Origin of the sequence: Haloarcula sp. R1-2 (assembly GCF_011627385.1) — an archaeon.
Classification (GTDB): domain Archaea; phylum Halobacteriota; class Halobacteria; order Halobacteriales; family Haloarculaceae; genus Haloarcula; species Haloarcula marismortui.
The window spans coordinates 303,431-328,561 of sequence record NZ_JAANTG010000004.1 but is presented as its reverse complement, the minus strand read 5'-3'; the positions used below and the strand labels follow the sequence as shown (position 1 = coordinate 328,561).

The window sequence follows — 25,131 nt, the reverse complement described above, 5'->3', positions numbered from 1 at the left end:
TTTCTATCTGCTGCCATGGAGCGGAATAGACCTCAACAGGAAAGAAGTATTTACATCGAGCCTTTGGGATACTATATGAACATCGGAATTATTGGTGGGGGGGGCCACGTTGGTCTGCCACTCGGGCTTGTGATGGCCGACGCAGGCTTTGAAGTCTCGCTTATTGATACTGACGAATCTCGGCTCGCCCGGATACAGGACGGAGAAATGCCATTCAACGAACCGGGTGGTGAGGACGTTCTCGAAACGGTCCTTGATCGCGACCGCCTCCAGACCACCACCGAACTTGGAGTATTAAGCAACTGCGACGTGATAGTCGTCGTCATCGGGACGCCCATCGACGAGCACCAAAACCCGGACATGGAAGCGTTCCTAGAACTCATCGACGATTTGACCCCTCACCTGCATGAGGACCAGTTGGTCGTCTTCCGCTCAACGGTCTACCCAGGGACGACGAGCATCGTATGCGACCATCTGGAGGAAAACGGATTTAGCGTCGGAGATGACATATTCCTTGCCTTCGCTCCTGAACGCATCGCGCAGCATCAGGCACTTGAGGAAATTGTCCAACTCCCGCAACTCATTGGAACATTCGATGATGAGAGTTACGAGCGGACACACGAGGTATTCAAAACGTTCGTTGAGGCCGAGTGCCCGCGGCTTAGACCGACCGAGGCCGAACTGGGAAAACTGTTTACTAATATGTGGCGGTACCTCACATTCGCAGCCGCTAACGAGTTTTACCTCATCGCAGAGTCGTTTAGCACACACCACGATGTGAATATCCACAGAATCCTTGACCAGACCGGGCACGAGTATCCCCGATTCGACGTGCCGTCCCCTGGCGCCAACGTCGGCGGACCGTGCCTAACGAAGGATGGGTGGTTTCTCGTCGATAACATCCCATATAATGAACTAGTTTCGGCTGCGTACCAGATCAATGAGGGAATGCCGTCGCAAATCGTCGAACGCATGGCGCAGACGGCTCCCGACCCGGAGAAGATTACAATTCTTGGGATGACCTACAAAACCGACTCCGACGACACCCGAAACTCGGTTGCGTTTAAGCTAAGGAAGCAACTTCGCATGAATGGATACCGAGACGTGGTCTGTATCGAACCGAACGTTGAAGGATTCGACAACTGGGAGGACATCGAGGGGAGCGACTGGATTATCTTGATGACACCGCACTCTGAATTCACCGACCTCGAAGACCTCAAAGCGCGCGTCGGAAACGAGAAGTGCCACGTCTGCGATATCTGGGGGTTTTGGGATCGTGTTAGACATCGCTCGGACAACGGGTACTTCTCATTGAACGACATCACCGAGACGACCGTCACCTCGGCGCGGGGTGGACAATAATGCGTATTCTTGTCACGGGGAGCGAGGGGTCACTAATGCAGTGGACCATCAAGCACCTGCTTGCAAACGACCACGAAGTCGTCGGAGTTGACAATCACGCGCGCTACGAGGATTACAACCACACGCGTGTCGTCGACCCAGATAAGTACGATTTCTACGAGGCCAATCTAACTAATCTTGATCGGGTCATGAATATAACAGCTGATATCGACGGCATAATCACAGCCGCTGCCCTTATCTATGGGGTCAAGGGATTCCACGAATACCCGGCAGACATCCTTTCGAACGACCTCACCATCCACCGGAACATTCTCGAGGCCGCGCGGGAGAACAACATCGGCCGCGTCGCGTACCTTTCGTCCTCAATGGTATATGAGCAGGACATCCCACCACACCAAGAGGACGACGTTTGGGACTCGCGGGTACCCTCGACGGACTACGGGCTCTCGAAGGTTGTCGGTGAGCGGTTAAGCCAAGCATTCCAACGCCAGTATGACATTGATTATACAATCTGGCGACCGTTCAACATTATCACACCCTACGAAATCGCTGAGGACGAACCTGGAATGAGTCACGTGTTCGCAGATTTCCTCCGAAAAATCCTAATCGAGAAGCAGAACCCGATGGAGATATTCGGGGACGGCGAACAAACGCGCTGTTTCACATGGATCGACGAGGTCGCCGCCGCCATCGCGAATTACTCGTTCGCTTCCGAAACTCGGAACGAGGCTTATAATCTCGCCAACCCCGAGCCGGTCACAATGAAAGCGCTCGCCCGCCGCATCTTCCAGCGCGGTGTTGACCGGGGTATCATCAAGGGAGAAGAACTCAATTTCGAGCATGTCGAAATCTACGAGGACGACGTCAAACGACGGGTGCCAGAGGTACAGAAAGCCAGAGAGCACTTCGGGTGGGACCCTGAGGTAAAACTCCATAACTCACTTGAACGGTGCATTGACAACCTCGAAACTCTGCACGAGCTATGACGCATTGGTGAGGATCTGATTAACCACTTGCTTAACATTCCTGGCTCCCCCCAGCCATGACATCCGATCGTGTTTGACGTATTGAGGGGGGAAAAGAAGACAAGAGAACCTAGGTGCTGCAAGGTTCTCGTTCACATCAACGTCGATTCCGAGTTCCCGACACGTCACAATTCCCTCTCACGTACGGATTGAGTGAGACTGGGCGATCATTCCTAACCGAGTATCCACACTCGCAGTGAAGCGCTACTAATTTCTTATAAACGGGTTCTCGACTTCTTACGTAGTGTGACGAACTACGTGCTATCGCTGCCGATTACGTCACTGTCCACTGACGTTGGTCTGCCACCACAGGTCCGTCACCGTCTCACGGCCGACGGGGCGCCAGTGACAGCCAGTCCACTCTTCTTCATGCCGGTACCATCCAGGGCCGTCCGGGCGCGGTTCAAAGTGTATCCGCCGCCACACCCCACTGCGGTCTCTGTACCGGATCTCAAGCGAGTCGCCTGTCGATGCATAGTCAGTTGCTGTGCCGTCAGTGCCCGGGTCGTCACCGGACGTACATTTGTTCTCAGACATGGTTTGTGACACCCGGACCGCTTTCCAGGCGCCACTCCGCCACGAAACTGAATACCTGTCGAGTGTGTTATCTTTAGTAGCAGTTGGTAACGTGGTTCTGTCTATTCTGAGAAGGCTGATTAAAAAATCCAACCACGTTAGTATATTCTACTAACCATTATTAGCTTTGAAAATAGGTCGAGATGATTTAATACATACCTCTATCAAGCACCTCACCAGATGCCGAACCGCGACATTGCTGAACGAGAATATCTCGAACTGACGCCTGCAACCGATTCTATTTCGAATCGAATGGCAACCAATCTGTTCCGTGCTATTTAGAGTCACGAACGGACGGATGCCAGCGACGGGATATTAGATGATATCCGTGATCTCTTTGAAAATGGGCGGGAAGCGTTCAAAGATGACCCACCACCAGTGTACGAGTGGGTCATAACTACAACGCCAGGCGAAACCGGTCCCACGCTGGACTACTATGTCGGGACTGATCCAAAGGAGGAACAGACATGGCTCGGACAACAACTTGAGACACACCTTCCAAACGAGTACCAATTATCGACAGTCGAAACCGAACCGCTTGCACAGATAACTGAGAGTGCCGAGGAGTTCACTGCGGTTGAATACTACGGCGACCCCGCGAGTCCCTGGGATTGGACGATGCCGCTTTCACGTTTCGATGACTGGGCTGCTGATACTGATAATACAACCGCTGAGAATCAACCGTTGGCTGCAGTGCCCGAAACCCTTGGAGAGACAAACCGTCCCTGCCTGTTCCAGGTGTGTTTCCAGCGTAAGCCGAATTTTAGTTCCGACCGACACGACCGAAAAAGCTGTTGCAAAAAGGCAAGATAACATTGGAAAATTATTGGACTGAACGAGTGTTCGAGACATTTGGCAGCGAGGTAAGTGACGACCCAAGTCAGGAAGCAAGGGAGCGGATTGAGTTGCTTGACACCCGAAACGTCGGCTGTGCGTTCACGATGTCCATCCGGGCCCTCATCGCGGGCGCGGGACCAGAGGAAAACGCTCTCGGGGAAAAGTTAGCTGGCGCACTTGAGGCGACAAGCGGCCAGCATTACAGTATTACTGGCCAGACGACGACAGAGACAGACGATGTCCGGGATGACATCCGGGCCCGCCGCATCCACTCGCCAGCATACGATAGCTGGCGGCAGCGATGGGGACTGACCGAATACACCAGCCGGGGTATCGTCGCCGACAACAGCGAAATCGGAAATTTCTGTCTGCTCGATGGCAACGCACTGACGAAACGTGGACAGCAAGCACTCGGCGTCCTCCCGGAGGAACAGACGACCGACACCGGGCCGTCGACGGACCTGCTGGACCAGTATACCAACGGGGGCTTCCCGGTTGGTCGATACCGCTCCGAGACCGGCGACGACACACGAATCGCTGTCCCACCCGCGCTCCAACCCCAGCACATCGGGCTGTTCGGCAAGAGTGGATCAGGGAAGTCGGTCGCACTCATCAACGCTATCCTCGAGAACTACGCCGCAACCGATGGTGCCAACATTCTTTTCGAGCCCAAGGGTGGCGAGATGGTCGTAAACTACCTGCGGGCCCACTATGCGCGCCATGACAACCTCGAGAACGTGTACTATTTCGACTGCTCGGAAACGCTGCCGGCAGTATCACTGTTAGATATCCGTGCCGACCTTGCTGCTGGCGTCAAGCGGACGACCGCAGTCGAACGCACCGTCGATCATTATATGGAGATCCTCCGCCAAATCATGGCGGGTGATACTTTCGACGACGCCGTGCGCTCGCCGGACGTCATCCGGTATCTGCTGAAAGCCCAGTTCGACCCGGTGTATGGGGCCGATGCGTTCACACATGCGGACCTCAAAGCGGAAGCGGCGAAACTCCAGGAGGACCAGACCCCACCACCGGTCAGTGATGCGGACCTTGCACGAGATATGGCGACAGTCGCGAACAACGGCTCACGTACGTTTGACAACATCATTGGCGGTGTCGCAACGCGACTGGATAAGATCTCGCTCGATGCACGGCTCAAGGCGCTGTTCAACACAGTCCCCGATGCGGAGTCCGACCGCTTCGACCTGGCTGACTTTCTCGACGACGATGCGGTCATCATCTTCGATGTTGGTGAGCTGCGACAACACGCACAGCGTGCCGTGACGCTCGTCGTGCTCTCGAATCTCTGGAGTGCACTCAAACGACGCCAGCAGCGCCGTGATCTGCTCGGCAACTCACAGACTACCGACACAGAGTCGTCCGACGACTGCGAGACACCCAACTCTGAGATTCAATCGTCAAGCCAGGAACTGCCGCTTGTCAATGTGTATCTCGAGGAGGCTGCAAGCCTCGCCACGACCGACCTCATCAGTGAGATGCTCGATCAGTCCCGCAGTTTCGGCGTCTCGCTGACGCTTGCAACACAGTTCCCCGGCCAGATCAAAGACACCGACGAAGGGGCCTACAAGCGGCTGTTGAACAACGTCTCGACGTTCGTGACCGGAAATGTCCCCGTCGACGAGCACTTGGCAGAACGCCTCGATACTGCAGCTGTCCCGCGACGCCAGATCAAACGCAAACTTGGTTCGCTTGCCAGTGGTCAGTGGCTTGCGTCGCTCCCATCAGAGTATGGGATGCCGGAACCACAACCGTTCGAGGTCAATTCACTTCCGCTTCCCGAAGGACATCCCGAGCATTCGGACACCCCAGACATCCCGCCTCGCAGGGTACGAGAGGCGATCACATCCGCGAAGCAGCGGTCGGCGGACAGGTTCGGCGTCAGTATCGCTGACTCACCTGATACGGAGACAGTTGAGACGGACAGCACATCGACCGAGTCCGGGTCGCCACTGTCCGCTGTTGACAGCGCGTTACCGTTTACTGAGCGGATGCCACCGACGGTTGCCTACGTGGAGGACTCACATGCACTGGCGTGCACCGAGTGTGATACCCAACACAACCCCACCGTCGATGGGTTGTACGATGGTATCAGTTGTTGCTCGGCAGTCGAAGAGGTTGATGATGCGAATATTCCGATCTGTGACCTCCATCTCAACATGTCTGCCGACGAACGAACGGCCACTGAGTATAGTCTCCGGCAACTGTACTTCCTTCAGGCGGTGTATAATGCACAGTCACTCACGCTGGACCGGCGCGCTTACGATATCGTCTGGGACTCGATGCAACGACTACGCGAGTATCTAGGCATCGAGAAGTCGGCTGTGGATACCCTGATCGACGCCGGCCTGTTGAAACGAGATAAAAAGAAACCCCACCTGCTGTATTCGATAACCCATGCCGGCCGGACTCTGATCAACGAGGGCCATCGCAAGGGCATCGATCATGGCCACAGAAAGGGCGACCTCGAGGAGACAAGCGAGCATGTTCTCATGGTGGAAGTCGGCCGGCGCTATCTCGTCAGCGAATACGTCGAGGACGATGCGTCTCCTGTGGTCGAGGTGATCCCGTATTATGAGCCGTCACAAGGGTCGTCGGTAGCAGTGTCTGCTGCGTCCGCAATGGGTGGTGATAGCGATCCACAGGAGGCTGTCGACGAATCTGATCGACGCCGTCTGGATGTCGTGGGTGTTGACCCATCCGGTGAGGTTGTTGTCGCCCTGGAAGCCGAGCGGATCAATAATGATGTCGCCGAGGCTGTGGTCGCTGATTTCGACAAAATGGCTGAACTACAGCCCGAGGAGGCCATCTGGGTCGTGCCGAGTCGTAGTGATGGTGCTCGTATTCTTGACGCGCTGAATGATCCGTCGGATGGCACGCCGCGTGTCGACAAAGAGTACAGCACAAATACGGCGCCTGAACAGTATCGAATCGACACGCCTGGGTTGACGAGTGTCCGAACAGTCGAGACACTTCGGGACGACCTTCGAGAGTGAGTCACTGCGACACTGATGTGTGCAAGTGACGGCCGGTTCATTCGCTGTGTGCAATCGTGACCTCCGCGACAGGTGGGGTCATTTTCCACACAACGCCACCAGGTCCGCAAGAGGAGGAAGTGGAAGAAGTGTGTGGAGACCTGTAGTCCCCCAGAAGTGACGTTGCGATTGAGTATTTACACACATCAGTATAGAAGGCCTGTGTGGCCTGTTTTTGTTGGAATTATAGTTCTCACAGACGGGGCTGATGCCCCTATATGTGGGCTGTGCAGCAGCCAATCCTGGCGCTAGTGTCGATATGAGGTGTGACCAGTCATCTGGCCTAGTCCTGGCAATACTGGCTTCACACATGGTAAATACAGCGGTCCAGCGCTGCTGTGGCTGGTTTTGCGTTCTATCGCTATGGCCCTGTGGTCTGTCCATAGTGGTCTCGAACGTCTGTCTCACCTTTCACAGAACACCGTATTTTCGGTTTTAATCTATTCTACCGGACGAATTGTCGAAGTGTGACGCTGTGAGTAGCGCAGGTAACACACCATCGCAGTCGATACACGCCCGTACTCTGTCTGTGAGGGATTCGCCAGTGTATCTCGGATTATGTAGTCCTGATACGGATTGTTGGAGCGATGTGCCGGTATACGTCGCCCCTGGGGTCGGCATCATCCAGAAATAATCTACAACAATCCGTATCAGTCCCAGACGAGTTCGACCCCGTTCTGGCGCAGGTGACTATCGTCGGAGATGACCGCCTCGGTGTTGAGCGTTCGGTGTGCAGCATGAATCAGTCCGTCGTGGAGTTCTGCTTCGTAGAACTCGGTGAGGCCTGCGTAGATAGCCATCGCGTGCTCGTCGAGAGCGACCACGTCGATAGGGCCGTTCGTCACAGTTCGGCGATACACATTGTTCGGGTTTCCCTGAAGCGGCACGCCCGCGACTTCGCCGCCAAACGCCACTTCGTACAGCGTCTCGCCGATGACGACATCCGGTGCGTACAGCACGTCCAGTCCGGCTTCGGCGCGGTCGAAGATCGTGCTTGCCTCCTCTGGGAGACTATCGACCAGATATCGGAGATACCCCATCGAATCGACGACATACTTCGTCACGTATCGGGCGTCTCCTTCGTCCGCCGGGCGTGTATCCGCTGAGTCAGTTCCTGTGCGATTTCTTCGCGTGTGTTCTCGTCAGTATTATCGGGCACCAACATGCCGCGTCCGCCGCCGTCGACCGCCTTCGTCAACATGACGCCATCTTCTGTCTCGACCCACTCCACGCTGTCACCCGGCTCGATACCGTATTTTTCACGGAGGTCTCGTGGAATTGTCGTTTGCCCCTTCTCCGTGACCTTCGTCGTTTCACCCATATCAGAGTATTACACCCCGTATTACTTGAATCTCCCGTCAATCAGGTCGTAGTGTTTGGGTTGGTGCATCGTGCCGGCATCCGAAGTGCCCACTGGCCGTCGTAGGCCATAGGATCCCGTTGATTATCCACCGAATGAATAGGTAAGTCGTAACGCGCACGACAGGATATTACGGGGCAATATGTGATCGAAATGTCGGATTTACACCTCTGAAACGTTGTTGCGTTAGCGAGTACGCATGTGCGACTGGTGTCATACCGCCCTGTGTCACTCCTGTGACGAAGTATCGATGAACCACGGAATCTTGCAAAAAGTCTAACAATGGGGGGACTATGACGGTTCGTCTTCGTTAGACTCTGAATCATCCACTACGGTGCGTTTTTGCTCTGGAGGCTCGGGCGGCGTCAAGATAGCGGCTGCAAGCTCGTAGCCACGCGTCTCAGCAAGTGGGTCGAACACCTCCTCACTAAGGCGTTCGAACACACCTTCCGCGACCAAACCCACATGCGAGTGCTCCCATGCGTGCTTGATGTGCGGGATGATTCTATCCAGTAGTGCGATGAACGGACCGACAGTGTACGTCTCCCGAAGATCGATGACGATGACCTCTGGATCGGGCTCCTTGGTGAGCCAGCGATAGCAATACGACTCCTGAACAAAATCACTCGTTCGAGATCCGAGCGTTCGCACAGTGGTGATGACCAGTGATCCATCGCTAATGGCGCTTATTTTCTTTCCGACGGCATCAATGGGGCTCAGCGACCCGGATTCTTCCGACATCCGATTACCTACTCGTTTGAGTGGTCCGACATACCGTTTGTGATGTCGTTCAGAGTCCGACACTCACGACCGTTGCTTCGATGGTGATCGTCCCCAAATTGATGACGACTGTCGAGCCCTGCTGGAGGGATTCACCCTTGAATTGCACACCGCTCGTCGTCTCGCGGACTCGGAGTTCAGTCGTGATGGTGACATCACGCAAGTACGGGTGGTCAACGACGTTCACGGAGCCGTTGTCGCCCGTGGTGATGATGACAGACGGTTCGGTACTGACACGGCTGACGCGAGCGACCGTTTCGCCGCCATTGGTTTCGGTCATACCAGGCCTGATTGCGTCGGCCATGTCCGCGCGCATGTCCGTCATCCGCAGTGTAACCGTCCGATTAGTGGGTGCCCCACGTGGTTCGAGTTCCCCGACCCGCTCGATGGTTCCGGAGAGTTCGTAGCTTTGCGTCGAAATGGTGATGTCGTTCCCGCGCTGAACAGCAGCGCTGCCGAACTGCTGACGGCCAGCGTTTTCCAGGGTCGCCAGCGAGAGACCGACGAACACCTGTTTGCGGTCGGGGTTCTGTGTCGCGTACGTGGTGACCGTTCGTACTTCGGCGGCCTCGTACCCGGCGACGGTAGTGACGTCACCGGTAGCGATACGGCCAGCCGTTTCTGCATCGACGGTTGTTTCCAGGAGCACATCGGTAGTCGTTGGCTGGAGGCCGCTATCCACCTTTTCAATGCGACCGTCGAAGGTGTAGTCTTCGGCCGGGAGCGTGACTGTTTGCCCGCGCCGGATCTGTGTGCCGCCGAATCGACGGTCGGACTGCTGTCTGTGTGCGTCGAGTTCTGCTTCGACGAAGACGGTCTGTTCGGTTGAATTATCGGTTGTGTATGCAGCTACGTCTTCGATAGTCGCAACAGTGCGGCCAGCGAGGTGGATCTCATCACCGGGGGTAACGTCCCGGGCTTCGGCGGTGGCCATAGTGTCCCTGAGAACTACGGTCGTGTCCTCTTGGGCGAGACTATTGTCACCACCTACAGCGCGTAGTTGACCGCTTACTTCGTATCGACTTGTCGCGATAGTCAGTGACCGGCCGAGGCGAGGGGGTGCATTCGCATATGTGAGACTATCCCCGTCAGGTGGTCCCTGCAGTGAGGCCCGAAGGATGACGCGTGTCTGATCGTCCTGCGGTGTCAGGTGAACGTCTGTGACGGTGAGCTTCGAATCGCCATCGGGACTGTACGTATCGCCTTCAGTGATCTCCGTGACGATGTACGATGGTTGTGTCCCGAGATCGAGGGTGACATTGGTTGTATTCGGTTCCGGTGACTCTGGCTCCGGCTGGAGAACGAGCGCAGCGCCTGCCGCGACGACCGCAACGACGAGTAGGACGGCCAGCGCATCAACGACATTGACGAGGCCGAAAAGGTTCCCATTCTCGTCAAGGAGGGCCGACGAACGACTATCTGCCATGCGGTAGTCATTCCTTCCGAGTGGTTTGGGTGTTTCGTTGTCTGACTGTCCCGCGTCGGCGAGAGTCATCCCTCCGAAGGCCGGTGACCTGCCGATCTTCCGACACCGCAAGGTGAGCAAACGGAGGCGGCTACCCGGCCCACGCCCGGCTATCAGTATAGCATCTCACCTCGCAGACACTATCTGTATAGTGACAATACCCTTGTGCGCAATTCGTCTGGTGTTCATATGCGCAACACCGGCGACCAGGGGTCAGCAACCGAGGCGGACCAGCCAGTCAATGGCGCTGGCTACGGGCCGGCAAGTCCATCGGAGACGGATGAAACACCACGGGAGAAGAGCCTCGGCGTCGATCTATGCCTGAGTCATCCAGAACTGATTCTGACGGATGCAATTGAGAGCAGTCCAGATGTAACAGTCCGTCCGGAGCAGATGGTCAACGACGGCACGTCGAATTTTCTGGTGATAGAAGCCGTCGGTGAGGGTCTTGATCAGTTTGAAACAGAACTGGAGAGGGATAGCACGGTATGCGAGCCCGTCGTGTTAGACTGGATGGAGACGAACCGCGTCTATCGGGTCGAGGTGGTCGACAGCGCCGTCCGGCTCACGCCCTCGCTCGTCCGCGCCGGTGGCCGGGCGCTCGACATCGAAGGGACGGGTGGACAGTGGCAGGTACAGGCACAGTTTCGGTCGCGAGCGGCACTGTCGCAGTTCCGATCCGAGTGCTCTGACCGGAATATCACGTTTCGACTTGACCGGCTGTACTGGACCTCTGGAGAGGCAAATGCCGACGTATGCGGACTGACCGCAGACCAGCAGGTCGCACTTGAGACGGCACACAGAGAGGGGTACTTCGACGTGCCTCGTGGCATCTCACAGGCTGAGCTGGCGGACAAACTCGGTATTTCACCATCAGCGATGTCACAACGGATTCGTCGCGGTATGGATCAGGTCGTTGGGTCGGAGCTCGGACTGTCCGAAGAGTAAGTAGTCGGGGCGCGCCACAAATTATCGCTGAATTATCAGGTGTGGTCAGAAGTGACAAAGAGGCTATGTGCCAAAAAGGATATTGTCGCGCTGTGACACCCGTACTGTATGAGACACCGAATCGTGAGCGGGATCTGCGCTTTACTCCTCCTCTTGACAGTCGCGTCTGTCTCCGTAGGTGTCGCTACCGCAGCGGACGCCGGGCAGTATGCTGAATACACAGTGGCGGGCAACGAAACGGCGCCAGCGATACAGTCGGTGGAGCCCACACAGGCTGCTGCGGACGGGCCGAACGGAACCGCGTTCGTCTGGGAACGGATAGACGGCGAGCGGGTCAGCGGGTATCGGATCGCAGTAACAGTTACGTCGCCGCAGGAAAATCTCACAGTCTGTGCGCGTGCGAACGGGTCGACGACCTGTACGTCGGTCGGCCCGAACGGAACTGCAGCTCTCACGACCCCCGGAAGGGCGGGACTTGATGATCTCTCTATCTCTCTGCGCAACACGAGTTCTAACGCCACGCTGGATACGCGGTCGGTGCCTTTGCAGCCGATTCAGCGTGCCGGTGATATTGACGATGACGGGCTCAACAACAGCAACGAGGTGGCCCGAGGGACGAACCTCACTGACACCGACACTGACGGTGACGGGCTGTTGGACGGGTCAGAGGTCCACCAGCACGGGACGGACCCAACGGCCACAGACACTGACGAAGATGGTGTCAGTGACAGGGCTGAGATTCAACAGGGTACCGACCCGCGACAGGGCGACACGGACGGCGACGGGCTCTCGGACGAACGCGAACTGGCACTCGGAACGAATCCGACCGTCGCCGATACCGACGGCGATGGGCTGTCCGACCAGCGAGAGGCGTCTGGCGAGACCGATCCGACCGACGCAGACACGGACGACGACGGCGTCGTCGACGGTCGGGAGCTGGAGATCGGTACGAACCCGGTACAGGCCGACACCGACGCTGATGAGGTCGCTGACGGCAGGGAGCTGGCCCTGGGCACCGACCCGACGGTCGCTGACACTGACGGTGATGGGATAGCAGATGGGACAGAACTTGAGGCGGGGACCGAACCCACCGAGAGTGACACAGATAGTGACGGTCTCAGCGACGGAAAGGAACTGGCGGCTGGCACGTCCCCGACCACCGTCGATACGGACGGCGACGGTCTCAACGATGGACGAGAAGTTTCGGACCTTGGAACGGACCCGCTCGCGGTCGATTCGGACGGTGACTTCCTGACCGACCCCCAGGAAGTCGCCTGGGGAACGAACCCAAACAGCGTGCTGACGCCAGCCTGGGTGACGAGTTCGCTTCTTGGGTTCTTGATCGGGATCGGGCTGACAGTCGCGGCGATCAGGCGTGACTGGGTCACGGGACTCTCCGCGGCGGCCAGACTGTTCATCTATCGCCGCCTCGAACTGGACCGGGAGATAATCGAGGTCAATCGTGAAATCGAGGCGACAGACAGGGTGGCCGAAGCTGACGGTCCAGACATCGACGTGGGCACCGCAGCTGAAGCCTTCGAGCACGCCGACCGGGAACTCACCCCTGACGCACAACTCGTGAAGCTGATGCTGCAAGTCGAGAATGGCCGTCTGCACCAGACCGACATCGTTGAGGCAACAGACTGGTCGAAAGCGAAGGTTAGCCGTCTCCTTTCGCGGATGGTCGACGAGGACGAAGTCGTCAAGATACGTCTCGGCAGAGAGAACCTCATCTGTCTGGAGCGGGCAACGCCTGCAGCGGCAAACTCGCCCCATGCGGGCGATATTAAGCCGCCAACGCCCGGTGGGTAAGCCGGCTCACAGACCGGGGTAGCTGGGTTGCCAGTGGCATCACTCCACAGTGAGGGGTGAGTCTCCGCCGAACACACCTGTCCGCCGCTGCCACGGTGGTCCGGAATAGGCCTACGACACCGTCCGGCAGATATAAACGTACGCTTCGTTCCCGATTTTAGGCCTTCTAAGCCTGGAAAACAGCAGAACCAGCCTGATTTTAGCACCTAACACATCTCAAATATGTAAAATAGAACACACTAACTACCGTCGAAACGGTGAAACAATTCAGTATGGTGCGTGAAACAGTAATAGACAGTAACACCTGTGCAGAAATACCGAAATATGGGCTGATAAGGGCTTCAGCGGCCGTTTCAATCGTATCGTTGCCGGGGTAAGTCAGCATTACAGGCCCGCTAAATCGATGAAACAGTCGCAATCGGCGGAACAGTCGACCCGGTATATGTCGGGTGCTGGATAAGGAGAGCACATGTCGATAGCTGAAACGACTTCCGAACCCACGGCAACCGAGGCTGAGGAGTCCGTGACAGACGAGTCACCGTCTTCGGACTCTCCATCGGACGACGAACTCACCCGCGACGACCTCTTCCACGTTCTCCAGTGTCGCCGTCGCCGTCTGGTCCTCAAGTACCTCCACGAGCACCCCGGCGATGAGCCGGCTGATATGAGCGACATCGCAGAACACATCGCGGCGCTGGAACACGACACGACGGTCGACTCGCTCCGCTCGAAAGAGCGCCAGCGCGTCTACATCGCGCTGTACCAGTCCCACCTCCCAAAGATGGACGATGCGGGCGTCATCAACTACAACCAGGACCGGGGACTCGTCGAAGCGACCGCGCTCGCGAACTCCTTCGATAAATATCTCGACGAGGAGCCAACGCTTCTGTCGACGACGGCTGCGGAGTCGACGCCGTCGACCGAGTCAGTCACTGAGCACGCTCGGACAGCTGCCCACACATCGGCCGGTGAGCGGTGGTCCGGTCGGTATCTCGGGACCGCGTGTGCGACACTGATTGCGGTCGGTGGACTCGCACTCAGCGGGACCACAGTGTCAGGCGTCGCAGTCGCGCTCGTCGTGAGTGTGGTGTTTGTAGCACTGGCGGCGAGCCATCGGCTGTCACTGTCAGCACCGCAGTCGCTTGCTGACCGGCTACGTGCCGCTCTCGATGCGGTGCGGTAAGCTACGCACTGGACAGATGTGTGCACACAGCGGTCCATCCGAGGGGGCATAATATATGCGACCGACAGTGGGACTCGACGCTGTCCTTGCGACCGTGAAAACGACGGAGCCGCCAGACCAGACCGGCCTTGATGATGCGACGATGTTCGATATTCTCGGTAACGAGCGCCGCCGCGTATGCTTGCACTGTCTTGCCGAACACGAGACAGCGCTATCCGTCAGTGCACTGAGCCAGCAGGTCGCAAGCATTGTCGCCGATGCAGAAACCGATAGTGACGAGCTCTACGACAGTGTGTACATTTCACTCTGTCAGACACACCTGCCCAAGCTCGACGCTGTCGGACTGGTCGAGTACGAGCAAGATCAAAAGCAGGTCCGTCAGGGCCCCAGATTCGGCGCTATCAGAGATCAGTTCGAAGCGGCCCGCACAACCGAGGAGCAGTCAAGCGACAGCTTCCGACCCGAGACCGTCGTGCGTGTCCTGACGGTGGCGATAGGCGCAGCCGCGGTCGTGAGTCCACCGGCGGCCAGAACGGTACTGCTTCTCGGACTCGTCGCCGTTCACTGCCTCGTCCTCATACTTGCGTCCGCAATTAGTCGCTAAGCCTGTCTGTTCGGCCAGAAGTGACACTATACTGATCAGCGATTGGGTAGTAGCCACCTGGTACTGTACTGAGCAGTCCGTCAGACGGCCGCTGCGTGTTAGACAGGGCCGCGACGAAAGACCTGTGTAGCTATTGTGGCACAGTTTTTGACGCTGGTTCCCTGAACTGGCCGTCAGAAGTACGCGTCTACCAGGGAGATAGCGGGCGTAAAGAAGCATATAATCAAACGGTGGGGAGACAGAGAGAGTGTCGTATGACCGACTACGCCAGTATGCGAAAGGCGATCGAAGAGACGAAAGAGTCGTTCGATTCGGTCGAACGGTTCCAACGTCGGTCAGCCCTCTGTCCCTGGTTAGACGTGCCGCTCAGAGATGAGCCGTAAGCGCCTCGAAGGCTACACCTCACCGACGGAGCAGCATCTGTGCCGGGTTTGGTAGCTTGTCTACCCCGGAAGACCGGGCTCGCCGCTCGGATGAAAATACACTTCACGTGTCAGTGGAAAGCTGGTGTATATGTATCAGGCGGAGGCGCAGCCGTGTATATCGTAATCGTCGGTGCGGGCGAGGTCGGTTCGAACATCGCTGAAAGCCTCGCGAAAAGCCACGAAGTCGCCGTCGTAGATATTGACCCTGACCGCGTTGAGGCCTTGATGTACGAGGCTGACGTACTCGGTGTCGAAGGGGACGGTGCGGAACTCGACACGCTCTCGGAGGCCGGTATCGAAAAAGCCGACGTACTCATCGCCAGCACCGACGATGACGAAACGAATATCGTCACCTGTGGGACGGCGATAACGGCCGCTGACCCGTTCACCATTTCCCGCGTCAAGAGTGCGAAGTTCCTCCGGACCTGGGAAAAATCCGGGGGCGCCTTCGGTGTGGACCACATGGTTGCGACAAACCTGCTCACTGCGGAGAATATCGCCCGAGTAATCGGGCTTCCAGGCTCGCGCGACGTGGAAACATTCGTCGACGGACAGGTCCAGATGGGTGAGTTCGAGGTGCGTGAATCCAGCCCGATCGCGGACCAGACCGTCGCGGAGGCCGACCGCTACGAGTCACTAACCTTCGCTGCCGTGCTGCGCGGTGACGAAGTCATTATCCCACGCGGAGAGACCGTTATCAGGGAAGGAGACGACATCATCGTTATCGGTAGTTGTGAAAGCGTTCGTCTGTTTGCGTCTGAAATCACACCGGAGTCAAAGACGACGCAGAACGTCGTTATTGTTGGTGGAAGCGATGTCGGCTATCACACCGCACGACTGCTGCAGGATCGTGGGATCAAACCACGGCTCATCGAGCAAGACCACGACAGGGCGCGTGAGCTTGCGGAGGACCTGCAGGGAACAACCGTGCTAGAGAGTGATGCAACGGATAGCGAGTTCCTCGAACGGGAACACGTCTCAGACGCCGACGCCGTGGTTGCGACGCTCGACAGCGACGAAAAGAACCTCCTGGTGACACTGCTGGCCAAGCGGCTCGGCGCGGAGCGAACCGTCGCCGTCGTCAACTCTGGCGAGTACGTCGACCTGTTTGAGGCTGTCGGCGTCGATGTGGCTGTCAATCCCCGTGAGACGACCGCCGAAGAGATCACGCGGTTCACCCGGGAGTACGACGCGACGAAGGTTGCTATCATCGAATCCGACCGCGCCGAGGTGCTAGAAATCGAGATAGCCGCCGACAGCGTCCTCGCTGGGCGGCCAATTCAGGAATCAGTACAGGAACTGCCGACCGGCGTAGTCATCGGGGCTATCAGCCGCGACGGCGAACTGGTCATCCCCCGTGGTGATACCGTCATCGAACCTGGCGACCACGTCGTAGTGTTCGTTGATGCCGATTGTCTGGAAGCGGTCAACGACAAATTGTAACCGTTCTGAACGTAGCTCCCAAGGGACTAAGCCTGTCTCCCGCCGTAGTTAGTGTATGGCTCCCGTTGCGGACCGTATCGTGCTCTCGTTTGCCCCCAGCGCCGCCGATGGGGACCCGTGGTCCGGCGTCGATACCGCGTGGATCGTTGACGAACTTCGCGGGGACACCTATCAACAGTACCTCCGACGCGCCCATGGCGGCCCGGTGGCCGTCGGCGAGGAGTGGGCCGAGTTCGTGAGCTGTGGCTGTGCAACGCCGCAAGATGTGGTGTTGCGTGTCGAACGCATTGAGGGCGGGACGGCACTCGGCGACGCAACGACGCTTGCCATTCATCCCCGTAACGACGCCGAGACCGCGCCATAATAATCGTTTCTTGCCGTCGAGTGAGCCTGTCCCTGCATAGCACGTCCGCCGCACCGCGACGCCGGCCGGTATCGGGAGATATTGGGAGAAGGGAAAGGCTGATGCATACCACTAGCACATTCCGGACTATGCCACGCGATTCCTATCAGGAGGGGCTGAACTCGCTCCGCGAGGATGTCCTCTATATGTCAGAGATCGTCCTCGAGCGGCTCCGGCTTGGGCTGGATGCGCTCGAACAGAAAGACGAAGCGATGGCCCAGGAGGTCATTGAGGGCGACCACGAGATCAATCAGCTGTATCTCGATCTCGAACAGGACTGTATCGACCTGCTGGCGCTGCAACAGCCAGTCGCGTCCGATCTCCGCTTTATCGCCGCGTCGTTCAAGATCATTACCGACCTCGAACGGATCGGTGACCTCGCCACGAACCTCGGCGAGTACTCGCTTGAGGCCGACCGCGATGTGTATCCCGAGGTCGACATACAGGACGTTGCCGACGTGACGATAGAGATGGTCGAGAACGCCATGGACGCTTACGGCAGCGAGGATGCCGACCAGTGCTATACCATCGCCGACATCGACGACGAGGTGGACGAACGGTGTGAAGCCGCCTCCGAGATGGTCGTTCGTGACCTCATCGAGCGCGAAATCGACGCCGACTCCAGCGAAGCCGAAATCGAGCAACTGATGGCCGACGTGTCCCGGCTCCTGCTGACGATTCGTGACATCGAGCGGGTCGGGGACCACGCCGTCAATATCGCCGCGCGGACGCTGTACATGGTCGAGAACGACGACGACCTCATCTACTGAAGTACCTTTTTACTGCAGGGGGTTTCCTCGCGCCTGCGGCGCTGTGGGAACCCCCTTTGCAAAAATCTACGCTAAAAACGACCTTCGAGTCGCGTTCTACGAACGCGCTCGGAGTGAAACCGCGCTCGCTCCGCTCGCGCGGTATGCATCCTGAATCATAGCACCACGAAGCAGCGACAACCACACGCCTCCCCAGCCGACTGCGTTGCTCGGCTCGCTTCGCTCGCCTGTGCGACTCGTCCCTCGCGCTTACGACGCGGCCGTCGCCGCGACGGCGCGCGCCCGAGCCCGGTGTCGAGATTCGAGCGACCTACTGCGGCGTTTCGGGCGTGTCGTCGCCCACGAGTCCCGAGTCGGTGATACGGAACTGGGCCGTGTCGCCGGCCGGTTTGGCGCGGTGTTTCTCCAGCGTGGCGCGACGGTTGCCGCCGCGGAACCGGTCCAGACGGACGATTGCGCCGGACCAGTGGTTCAGGGTGTGGCCGCCAAGCGCCGTCGAGCGGTCGCTGTCCGGGTCGGTGAACACCTGATTGGTGTACAGGACGGCAATGTCGTGCTTGCGGGCCAGCGAGAGCAGGTGAGTAATCTGGCGGGCCACGTCCCGTAGTGTCTCGCCGCCGTCCTCGTCGTCCCGGCGGAGCCGGTAGAACCCGGTCGCGCTGTCCAGTACGATGAGTTCGACTTCGGCGGCGAACTCGGCGGCGTCCTGGACAGCCTCGGTCTGTTCGTCGTAGTCCAGTGCCTCCGTAATGATGAGTCGACCGGCGAGGTCGTCCACAGTCTGAGCCGTCCCACGTGCGCGGCCCCTTGCGACCTGCTCCATCCGGTCTGCCGAGAGGCCTTCGGTGTCGATGTACAGCGCCGCGTCGCCGGCGGCGGCGACTTCCATCACCGCCGAGAGGGCGAAGTTTGTCTTGCCGGCCGCTGGCGGGCCGTACACCTGCGTGACCGCACCGCGCTCCAGCCCACCACCCAGAAGGTCGTCAATCGCGTCACACCCAGTCGAGACGTACTCACTCACGGGCAATGGTTGGGCAGGTTCGGGTAAAAACACTGGTACCTGACGGCACCGCTGTCAGTCGTCCGAAAGCCGCTCGGCCAGCGTCCATTCGGCGAGGGACACGTCGTCGATTTCGGCTGTTGCAAACCGCAGGTCTGCCCCCCATTTGCGGGTGATAACGAGCGATTCGGCGTCAAGGTCGTAGGATTCCAGTTCTTCCCAGGCATAGAACCGTCTGGCGACCGGCAATCTGATTTCAAGGCCGTTCTCGGTCGCAACAGCGGTTCGGGTTCCGCCCGTCGAGAGGAGGACGAACCCGGACGGGAACAGTATCTGGCCGATGTACTGGAGCAGGGCATGGTCGAACACCGCACCGACGGCGAAGCCGACAGTCGCGACGCCAGCGACGGCCCCGCCGACATACAGCCGCCGCCGCTGTGCGGACTCGGGCCAGCTCGCCCGCCAGCGAGTCAACTCCTCCGCCCCTGCGGTGACTGCCGCGGTGTACCGCGTCTGTGACATAACCGCGACAGCCATTCCGAACAAAAAGGCTAGCAGGCCGAAGAAAAACGCCAGCACGCCACTGACACCACTCATCCCCAGCGACGCAAAGCCGACGGCGGCGTACACGGCCGCTATCGCCACCGGAGACCAGCGCGCGCGAGTCGCGCCGAGTGTGACGGCCACTGTTGGTCGACCGGAGAGCACCCACCCAGTTACAGTGGTCACGACAGCGAACGTCCCGACCAGCGCGAGGTATAGCGCCCAGGCTTCGGTGACGCCGACCCGCTCCAGAACCGGTAGCACCGGCGGTGCCAGAAGCAAGCCAAGATAGGCACCGCTGATACCACCGAACAGCGGGTCGGACGCCGTACTCGCTCCGCCAGTGCTGGCCGCCGGACGCATCACTAACAGTTCATTCAGCTGTTATAAAAACCCAGTCAAACGTAATCGGAAGCAGAGAGATCCCTACATAGATGTATCAGCACGCGTCAAGCGATTATCTGCAACAGACACGCGGACCAACGGACTCCCACATCTGTAAGTAATCGGCGACCGAAATCCGGCCGTGATTGTCGTCGCCACAGCGGACTTCGAAGTGTACCACGGTGTCGTCAACGAGCTACGCGACCGTGGCGTGGCGTTCACAACCATCGAACCGGGCGACGAATGGCCCGAGGAGGCGGCGGTCGCGGTCATCGCGGCCGGGGAATCGGTCGAAATCCCCGACGGCGTCGACCTCGTGCAGGCTGACCCGGACACACCGCGTCGAGCCGTCGAAGCTGTTATCTCGACGCTTCGGGGTGGTGACGGCCGCACCGTCATCGGTATCGACCCCGGCGAACGGCCGGGCGTCGCGATTCTCCACGGCGATATGGTCGTCGCGGCGTTTCAGGTGCCCGCAGCGGACATCACCGAAATCGTTCGGGAAGAAGTCGAAGACGCGGTCGACCCGGTCGTTCGCATCGGCGACGGCGCGCGACTCGTCGGTGCGCGTCTCATCGACGAGATCCAGTCTGTGCCGGTGGAACTGGTCGACGAAACGGGGACGACGCCGTATCTCGGTTCCGGCGCACGCGGAATGGGCGACGTGCTGGCCGCGGTCAACATCGCTCGCCTCGACGGCGAGGAAATCGAGAGCCGGACCATCGAACCCACGGCCGGCGAACTCCAGAAGATCAAAGACCGCTCGCGGGAGGCAAGCGATACGAACCGGGCGATCAGCGAGGAACTCGCCCGACAGGTCGCGACCGGTGCACTCACCGTCGAGGAGGCGCTGGCCAAACACAACAGCGATAGTCCGACCGAGGAGGGTGAACCCGACAGTGGATAGCGTTACTCCCGGACCATCCGCTCGGCCCGGTGCATCACCTCGCGGACGGGGAGTCCGGTCGCGTCCGCGACAGCCGCGGCGTCATCGTATTCCGCGCTCACATCGAACACCGTGCCGTCGGTGTCACTTGCGACCTTGACCGTGACCTCGAACTGCTCGCCATCGACGGAGAGTACGACTGTCTCGTACTCCCGGTCGGCGACCCAGCGGTGGCCGGCCCCGGATTCGCGCACGCCGAGCGTCCCGGTCGCTTCTGCGAGACGGCGCGCGACCCGTTCAGCGTCTTCCGGTCTGCAGATGACCTTGATGATGTGACCGGGCCGTGACTTCTTCATCGTCGTCGGGACTATCGACACATCGCGGGCACCGATGTCCGGGAGCGAGCGCTGGAGGTCGCCAAGCACCTCGGGCGGAGCGTCGTCGACGTTCGTCTCAAGCACCGTGATTTCGTCGCGGCGGAGTCGCCCCGCGCTGTCGCCGACCATCGCCCGCAAGACGTTGGGGCGGTCGTCAAGATCCCACCCGCCAGCGCCGTACCCCGACGCGTTGATGTCGAGCGGCGGCAGCGACTCAGTTCCCTCGGCGATGTGGGCGAGAATCGCCGCGCCGGTCGGCGTCAGGAGTTCCCTGTCGATGGGGCCACCCTGCAGCGACCAGTCGGCTTGCTCCGCGATTTCGACTACCGCCGGAGTCGGAACCGGGTAGGTACCGTGGCTCATCTCCACGGTGCCGCCCCCCGTCGCCGGCGTCGTCGTCACGACCTGTTCGACGTCGAGATCATCCAGCAGGAGGCAGGTACCGACGATGTCGGCGATGGCGTCGTCAGCCCCGACCTCGTGGAAGTGTGTGTCGTCAAGGTCCGTCCCATGAACCGACGCTTCGGCCTCGCCGAGTATCTCGAAGATCGCCAGCGCGTCCGCCCTGACGGCCGCCGGCAGGTCCATCCCTTCGACGAGTTCGACGACTTCAGCGTACGTTCGGCTCGGGCCGTGGCCCTCGGCGTGGGTGTGCTCGTCGTGGGAGTGAGCATGTGCGTCGTTCCCAGTGTGGCCATGCCCCTCGTCATGGGTGTGAGAATGCGAGTGACCGTCGTGAGCGTGGTCCTGAGACCCATCGCCGTCGCTAGCAGCGTTGGTCAGCAGCACGTCGACACGCGTTGCAGCAATCCCGCGGCGGTCCACCTCGGAGACAGCGTACTCGATATCCAGTGTGTCCTCAACGACCGACAGGGCGTCGCGGTCGGCTCCGGCAGCCAGCAGCGCCCCCAGAAGCATATCACCGGCCGCGCCCATCCGGCCGTCGAAAGCGAGTGTTCGCATACCCGGAGGGTCAGGCCGCGCCAGTAAAAGCCCTCTTGCTACGTCCTCAAGTCCGGCGGACGATGTGGACGTCGTAGTCTTCGCCGTCTGTGACTTCGCCGATAGGGACGACGATGTCCTCGGTGTCGTCGCTGCCGAGGAACACGACATTGGCGTCAACGTCGCGGGCGGTCTGTCTGATCGTCGTCGACAGTTCGCTGGTGGAGTGAGCGCTTACGTCGTCGTAGCGGAGTTCAGAGTCGTCGGTCGCCTCCTCGATCTTGCGCCGGAGGTCGTCCGCAGCGGTTTCGGCGGCGAAGTCCTCGGTCGGGTCGACGCGGCGGCGGCGCTCGGCGTAGTCGGCGCCAGTCGGAATAAACGCGACAGCGACGACGTCCTCGTCAAGCGCTTCAGCGTAGGTGACGGCGCGGTTGAGTGCCGCATCTGCAAGCGGTGACCCATCGAAGGGAACGAGAAATACCATACCGGCGCTATCGCGTCCAGCCTTATGAAACGCGGCGATGGCGGCAGCCTGTGTCACGGCAACCCAGACCGGTGGCTATTACCCCCTACTGTGCGGTGTGCTATTAGGTATCATATAAACCCGTCGCCCTGCGTCTTGGCCGCCGGTAGCATAAAGCATATCTCCGGGGCTACCCGAGTTCATTGTAAGCAGGCTCTACTATGAACGAAGTTCAATTGGAAGTGGCGAAGGCGTACCCGAACGACTCGGGACGCGGTATCGCCAGACTCGACCCCGATACGTTGTTGCATCTCAAGCTCTCCCCCGGAGACATCATCGAGATAGAGGGGAGCGACACGACCGCGGCCAAGGTGTGGCGGGCCGACCGGCAAGACTGGAACACTGACACTGTTCGCATCGACGGCTTCACGCGCCAGAACGCTGACGTGGGTATTGGTGAGCGCGTCACAATCCGGAAGGCCGAGGCCGAGAAGGCCGACAAGCTCGTCCTCGCGCCGCCCGAGGAAGCGTCGGTCCAGTTCGGCTCCGACGCCGCTGGCATGGTTAAGCGGCAGATATTGAAACGGCCGGTCGTCGAGCGCGACATCGTCCCGGTGATGTCCTCGACGAACCACCCGTTCATGCGCTCGCCCGGACAGGCCATCCCGCTCATTGCCGTCGAGACCGAGCCCGAGGGCGTCTGTCTCATCACCGAAGACACCGAGGTGGAACTCCGCGAGGAACCGATCTCCGGCTTCGAGAAGACCGGCGGCGGCATCACCTACGAGGACATCGGCGGGCTGCAAAACGAGATCCAGCGGGTGCGAGAGATGGTCGAGTTGCCGATGAAACACCCCCAGATCTTCAAGAAGCTCGGCATCGAGCCGCCACAGGGGGTTCTGCTCCACGGCCCGCCCGGCACCGGGAAGACGCTGCTTGCGAAGGCTGTCGCCAACGAGACCTCCGCTAGCTTCTTCTCTATTGCCGGCCCCGAGATCATCTCGAAGTACTACGGCGAGTCCGAACAGCAGTTACGCGAGATATTCGAGGACGCAAGCGAGGAATCGCCCTCGATCATCTTCATCGACGAACTCGACTCTATCGCGCCCAAGCGCGAGGACGTAACCGGCGAGGTCGAGCGCCGTGTCGTCGCCCAGCTGCTGACGATGATGGACGGCCTCGAATCGCGAGGGCAGGTCATCGTCATCGCCGCGACGAACCGTGTCGACAGCGTCGACCCGGCGCTCCGTCGCCCGGGCCGCTTCGACCGCGAGATCGAGATCGGCGTGCCGGACGAGGTCGGTCGCGAGGAAATCCTCCAGATCCACACCCGCGGCATGCCGCTGTCCGACGACGTAAATCTCGCCAAGCTGGCGACGGACACGCACGGCTTCGTCGGAGCCGACATTGAGAGTCTCACGAAGGAGGCCGCGATGAAGGCGCTCCGGCGCTACCTTCCCGAGATCGATCTGGACGAGGAGGACATCCCGCCGAGCCTCATCGACCGGATGATCATCAAGCGGGACGACTTCAAGGGCGCACTCAACGAGGTGAGTCCATCGGCGATGCGGGAGGTGCTGGTCGAACTCCCGAAGATGTCCTGGGACAACGTTGGCGGGCTCAGTGGGCCTAAAGAGCAGGTTCAGGAGGCCGTCGAGTGGCCGATGAACTCCCCGGAGAAGTTCGAGCGCATGGGCGTGACGCCGCCGTCCGGAGTGTTGCTGTACGGCCCACCCGGCACCGGGAAGACGCTCATGGCGAAAGCTGTCGCCAACGAGACCGATGCGAACTTCATCTCGGTCCGTGGCCCGCAACTGCTCTCGAAGTGGGTCGGCGAGAGCGAGAAGGCCATCCGGCAGACGTTCCGGAAGGCCCGCCAGGTCGCCCCGACCATCATCTTCTTCGACGAACTCGACTCGCTGGCACCGGGTCGGGGCGGCGAGATGGGGTCGAACGTCTCCGAGCGCGTCGTCAATCAGCTCCTGACCGAACTCGACGGGCTCGAAGAGATGGAGGACGTGATGGTCATCGGCGCGACCAACCGGCCGGACATGATCGACCCGGCGCTAATCCGTTCGGGCCGGTTCGACCGGCTCGTGATGATCGGCGAGCCCGACATCGAGGGTCGTGAGCAGATCCTGAAGATCCACACGGACGACACGCCGCTGTCGCCCGATGTGAGCCTGCGCGAACTGGCCGAAGTCAGCGATGGGTTCGTCGGCTCGGACCTCGAATCTATCGCCCGGGAGGCTGCCATCGAGGCACTCCGTGAGGACGACGATGCGGAGGAAGTCGAGATGCGTCACTTCCGGCAGGCGATGGACAGCGTGCGCCCGACGATTACCGACGACATCCGCGAGTACTACGAGCAGATGGAAGAGGAGTTCAGAGGCGGTTCCAGCCCGCAGCGCCAGGCCGGAACCGGCGGCCGGATCGGCTTCCAGTAACTCCGGCGACCTCGATTCCTGTCCCTCGCTGCGATTCGAACGC

The 25,131-nt window shown here is 59.5% G+C and carries 23 protein-coding genes; 14 read left to right on the top strand and 9 right to left on the bottom strand.

Annotated features, from left to right (window positions below; genetic code table 11):
- The first annotated feature begins 75 nt into the window (after positions 1 to 75).
- Together G9C82_RS17795 and G9C82_RS17790 are read left to right on the top strand one after the other, a co-directional pair.
- Positions 76 to 1,362 carry a nucleotide sugar dehydrogenase gene (locus G9C82_RS17795; RefSeq protein ID WP_164734777.1) on the top strand — a complete coding sequence of 429 codons (1,287 nt, stop codon included), beginning with the start codon at positions 76 to 78 and terminating at the stop codon, positions 1,360 to 1,362.
- Positions 1,362 to 2,348 (top strand): NAD(P)-dependent oxidoreductase, encoded by a 987-nt coding sequence (locus G9C82_RS17790; RefSeq protein WP_127014847.1) that lies wholly within the window; start codon positions 1,362 to 1,364, stop codon positions 2,346 to 2,348. The genes G9C82_RS17795 and G9C82_RS17790 overlap by 1 nt, the downstream gene beginning before the upstream one ends.
- 318 nt (positions 2,349 to 2,666) lie before the next feature.
- Here G9C82_RS17790 and G9C82_RS17785 read toward each other — a convergent pair whose 3' ends face one another.
- Positions 2,667 to 2,924, bottom strand: coding sequence for a hypothetical protein (locus G9C82_RS17785; RefSeq protein WP_127014846.1), 258 nt, complete (start codon positions 2,922 to 2,924; stop codon positions 2,667 to 2,669).
- Positions 2,925 to 3,341: 417 nt separating this feature from the next.
- On the opposite strand from G9C82_RS17785, the gene G9C82_RS17780 reads away from it, so the two are divergent.
- Together G9C82_RS17780 and G9C82_RS17775 are read left to right on the top strand one after the other, a co-directional pair.
- Positions 3,342 to 3,776 carry a hypothetical protein gene (locus tag G9C82_RS17780; protein WP_127014845.1) on the top strand — a complete coding sequence of 145 codons (435 nt, stop codon included), beginning with the start codon at positions 3,342 to 3,344 and terminating at the stop codon, positions 3,774 to 3,776.
- Positions 3,777 to 3,802: 26 nt separating this feature from the next.
- Positions 3,803 to 6,814 carry a type IV secretory system conjugative DNA transfer family protein gene (locus tag G9C82_RS17775; protein ID WP_127014844.1) on the top strand — a complete coding sequence of 1,004 codons (3,012 nt, stop codon included), beginning with the start codon at positions 3,803 to 3,805 and terminating at the stop codon, positions 6,812 to 6,814.
- Between the two features lie 689 nt (positions 6,815 to 7,503).
- On the opposite strand, the gene G9C82_RS17770 is transcribed toward G9C82_RS17775, so the two are convergent.
- From G9C82_RS17770 to G9C82_RS17755, 4 genes are all read right to left on the bottom strand, one after another.
- Positions 7,504 to 7,917: a hypothetical protein gene (locus G9C82_RS17770; RefSeq protein WP_127014843.1), complete on the bottom strand. Its 414-nt coding sequence runs from the start codon at positions 7,915 to 7,917 to the stop codon at positions 7,504 to 7,506.
- The gene (locus G9C82_RS17765) at positions 7,914 to 8,174 is read right to left on the bottom strand and encodes an AbrB/MazE/SpoVT family DNA-binding domain-containing protein (RefSeq protein ID WP_127014842.1); all 261 of its coding nucleotides are present in this window, start codon (positions 8,172 to 8,174) and stop codon (positions 7,914 to 7,916) included. The genes G9C82_RS17770 and G9C82_RS17765 overlap by 4 nt, the downstream gene beginning before the upstream one ends.
- A 330-nt stretch (positions 8,175 to 8,504) precedes the next feature.
- A complete protein-coding gene (locus G9C82_RS17760; protein WP_127014841.1) occupies positions 8,505 to 8,954 on the bottom strand; it encodes a hypothetical protein in 450 nt (149 codons plus the stop codon).
- Positions 8,955 to 9,003: 49 nt separating this feature from the next.
- The gene (locus tag G9C82_RS17755; RefSeq protein WP_127014840.1) at positions 9,004 to 10,419 is read right to left on the bottom strand and encodes a DUF4330 family protein; all 1,416 of its coding nucleotides are present in this window, start codon (positions 10,417 to 10,419) and stop codon (positions 9,004 to 9,006) included.
- A gap of 228 nt (positions 10,420 to 10,647) precedes the next feature.
- Between G9C82_RS17755 and G9C82_RS17750 the strand changes: the two genes are divergently transcribed.
- The 8 genes from G9C82_RS17750 (at position 10,648) to phoU (ending at position 18,046) form a co-directional block, all read left to right on the top strand.
- A complete protein-coding gene (locus G9C82_RS17750; protein WP_127014839.1) occupies positions 10,648 to 11,406 on the top strand; it encodes a helix-turn-helix domain-containing protein in 759 nt (252 codons plus the stop codon).
- A gap of 108 nt (positions 11,407 to 11,514) precedes the next feature.
- On the top strand, positions 11,515 to 13,218 hold the full coding sequence (locus tag G9C82_RS17745; protein ID WP_127014838.1) for a hypothetical protein: 1,704 nt from the start codon (positions 11,515 to 11,517) through the stop codon (positions 13,216 to 13,218).
- Between the two features lie 469 nt (positions 13,219 to 13,687).
- Positions 13,688 to 14,401, top strand: a complete 714-nt coding sequence (locus tag G9C82_RS17740; protein ID WP_127014837.1) for a hypothetical protein — start codon at positions 13,688 to 13,690, stop codon at positions 14,399 to 14,401.
- 55 nt (positions 14,402 to 14,456) lie between these two features.
- Entirely contained in the window at positions 14,457 to 15,005 is a 549-nt protein-coding gene (locus tag G9C82_RS17735; protein ID WP_127014836.1) for a hypothetical protein, read from the top strand.
- Positions 15,006 to 15,259: 254 nt separating this feature from the next.
- Positions 15,260 to 15,388, top strand: coding sequence for a hypothetical protein (locus G9C82_RS20945; RefSeq protein WP_004957274.1), 129 nt, complete (start codon positions 15,260 to 15,262; stop codon positions 15,386 to 15,388).
- Between the two features lie 153 nt (positions 15,389 to 15,541).
- The gene (gene trkA, locus G9C82_RS17730; RefSeq protein ID WP_004957273.1) at positions 15,542 to 16,873 is read left to right on the top strand and encodes a Trk system potassium transporter TrkA; all 1,332 of its coding nucleotides are present in this window, start codon (positions 15,542 to 15,544) and stop codon (positions 16,871 to 16,873) included.
- 55 nt (positions 16,874 to 16,928) lie between these two features.
- Positions 16,929 to 17,237: a hypothetical protein gene (locus tag G9C82_RS17725; RefSeq protein ID WP_127014835.1), complete on the top strand. Its 309-nt coding sequence runs from the start codon at positions 16,929 to 16,931 to the stop codon at positions 17,235 to 17,237.
- A gap of 128 nt (positions 17,238 to 17,365) precedes the next feature.
- The gene (phoU, locus tag G9C82_RS17720; protein WP_004957270.1) at positions 17,366 to 18,046 is read left to right on the top strand and encodes a phosphate signaling complex protein PhoU; all 681 of its coding nucleotides are present in this window, start codon (positions 17,366 to 17,368) and stop codon (positions 18,044 to 18,046) included.
- 310 nt (positions 18,047 to 18,356) lie between these two features.
- Here the strand turns inward: phoU and radB are convergent, their stop codons facing one another.
- Together radB and G9C82_RS17710 are read right to left on the bottom strand one after the other, a co-directional pair.
- Complete coding sequence (gene radB / locus G9C82_RS17715) at positions 18,357 to 19,067, bottom strand: DNA repair and recombination protein RadB (protein ID WP_004957268.1); 711 nt, start codon at positions 19,065 to 19,067, stop codon at positions 18,357 to 18,359.
- A 54-nt stretch (positions 19,068 to 19,121) separates the two neighbouring features.
- A complete protein-coding gene (locus G9C82_RS17710) occupies positions 19,122 to 19,952 on the bottom strand; it encodes a hypothetical protein (RefSeq protein ID WP_127014834.1) in 831 nt (276 codons plus the stop codon).
- A gap of 163 nt (positions 19,953 to 20,115) precedes the next feature.
- Here G9C82_RS17710 and G9C82_RS17705 point away from each other — a divergent pair, with 163 nt between their 5' ends.
- Positions 20,116 to 20,880: a hypothetical protein gene (locus tag G9C82_RS17705; protein ID WP_004957259.1), complete on the top strand. Its 765-nt coding sequence runs from the start codon at positions 20,116 to 20,118 to the stop codon at positions 20,878 to 20,880.
- Positions 20,881 to 20,882: 2 nt separating this feature from the next.
- Here the strand turns inward: G9C82_RS17705 and larC are convergent, their stop codons facing one another.
- Both larC and G9C82_RS17695 read right to left on the bottom strand, forming a co-directional pair.
- Entirely contained in the window at positions 20,883 to 22,199 is a 1,317-nt protein-coding gene (gene larC, locus G9C82_RS17700) for a nickel pincer cofactor biosynthesis protein LarC (RefSeq protein ID WP_127014833.1), read from the bottom strand.
- 46 nt (positions 22,200 to 22,245) lie between these two features.
- Entirely contained in the window at positions 22,246 to 22,662 is a 417-nt protein-coding gene (locus G9C82_RS17695) for a universal stress protein (protein ID WP_007190760.1), read from the bottom strand.
- 200 nt (positions 22,663 to 22,862) lie between these two features.
- Here G9C82_RS17695 and G9C82_RS17690 point away from each other — a divergent pair, with 200 nt between their 5' ends.
- Positions 22,863 to 25,088, top strand: coding sequence for a CDC48 family AAA ATPase (locus G9C82_RS17690; protein ID WP_004518130.1), 2,226 nt, complete (start codon positions 22,863 to 22,865; stop codon positions 25,086 to 25,088).
- The last annotated feature ends 43 nt before the right edge of the window (positions 25,089 to 25,131 follow it).

What these genes read in the sequence shown, in the direction of transcription:
- G9C82_RS17795 (WP_164734777.1), top strand. Translation starts at nt 76, where the DNA reads ATGAACATCGGAATTATTGGTGGGGGGGGCCACGTTGGTCTGCCACTC.
- G9C82_RS17790 (WP_127014847.1), top strand. Translation starts at nt 1,362, where the DNA reads ATGCGTATTCTTGTCACGGGGAGCGAGGGGTCACTAATGCAGTGGACC.
- G9C82_RS17785 (WP_127014846.1), bottom strand. Translation starts at nt 2,924, where the DNA reads ATGTCTGAGAACAAATGTACGTCCGGTGACGACCCGGGCACTGACGGC.
- G9C82_RS17765 (WP_127014842.1), bottom strand. Translation starts at nt 8,174, where the DNA reads ATGGGTGAAACGACGAAGGTCACGGAGAAGGGGCAAACGACAATTCCA.
- G9C82_RS17760 (WP_127014841.1), bottom strand. Translation starts at nt 8,954, where the DNA reads ATGTCGGAAGAATCCGGGTCGCTGAGCCCCATTGATGCCGTCGGAAAG.
- G9C82_RS17755 (WP_127014840.1), bottom strand. Translation starts at nt 10,419, where the DNA reads ATGGCAGATAGTCGTTCGTCGGCCCTCCTTGACGAGAATGGGAACCTT.
- G9C82_RS17750 (WP_127014839.1), top strand. Translation starts at nt 10,648, where the DNA reads ATGCGCAACACCGGCGACCAGGGGTCAGCAACCGAGGCGGACCAGCCA.
- G9C82_RS17745 (WP_127014838.1), top strand. Translation starts at nt 11,515, where the DNA reads ATGAGACACCGAATCGTGAGCGGGATCTGCGCTTTACTCCTCCTCTTG.
- G9C82_RS17740 (WP_127014837.1), top strand. Translation starts at nt 13,688, where the DNA reads ATGTCGATAGCTGAAACGACTTCCGAACCCACGGCAACCGAGGCTGAG.
- G9C82_RS17735 (WP_127014836.1), top strand. Translation starts at nt 14,457, where the DNA reads ATGCGACCGACAGTGGGACTCGACGCTGTCCTTGCGACCGTGAAAACG.
- G9C82_RS20945 (WP_004957274.1), top strand. Translation starts at nt 15,260, where the DNA reads ATGACCGACTACGCCAGTATGCGAAAGGCGATCGAAGAGACGAAAGAG.
- G9C82_RS17725 (WP_127014835.1), top strand. Translation starts at nt 16,929, where the DNA reads ATGGCTCCCGTTGCGGACCGTATCGTGCTCTCGTTTGCCCCCAGCGCC.
- phoU (WP_004957270.1), top strand. Translation starts at nt 17,366, where the DNA reads ATGCCACGCGATTCCTATCAGGAGGGGCTGAACTCGCTCCGCGAGGAT.
- G9C82_RS17710 (WP_127014834.1), bottom strand. Translation starts at nt 19,952, where the DNA reads ATGCGTCCGGCGGCCAGCACTGGCGGAGCGAGTACGGCGTCCGACCCG.
- larC (WP_127014833.1), bottom strand. Translation starts at nt 22,199, where the DNA reads ATGCGAACACTCGCTTTCGACGGCCGGATGGGCGCGGCCGGTGATATG.
- G9C82_RS17695 (WP_007190760.1), bottom strand. Translation starts at nt 22,662, where the DNA reads ATGGTATTTCTCGTTCCCTTCGATGGGTCACCGCTTGCAGATGCGGCA.
- G9C82_RS17690 (WP_004518130.1), top strand. Translation starts at nt 22,863, where the DNA reads ATGAACGAAGTTCAATTGGAAGTGGCGAAGGCGTACCCGAACGACTCG.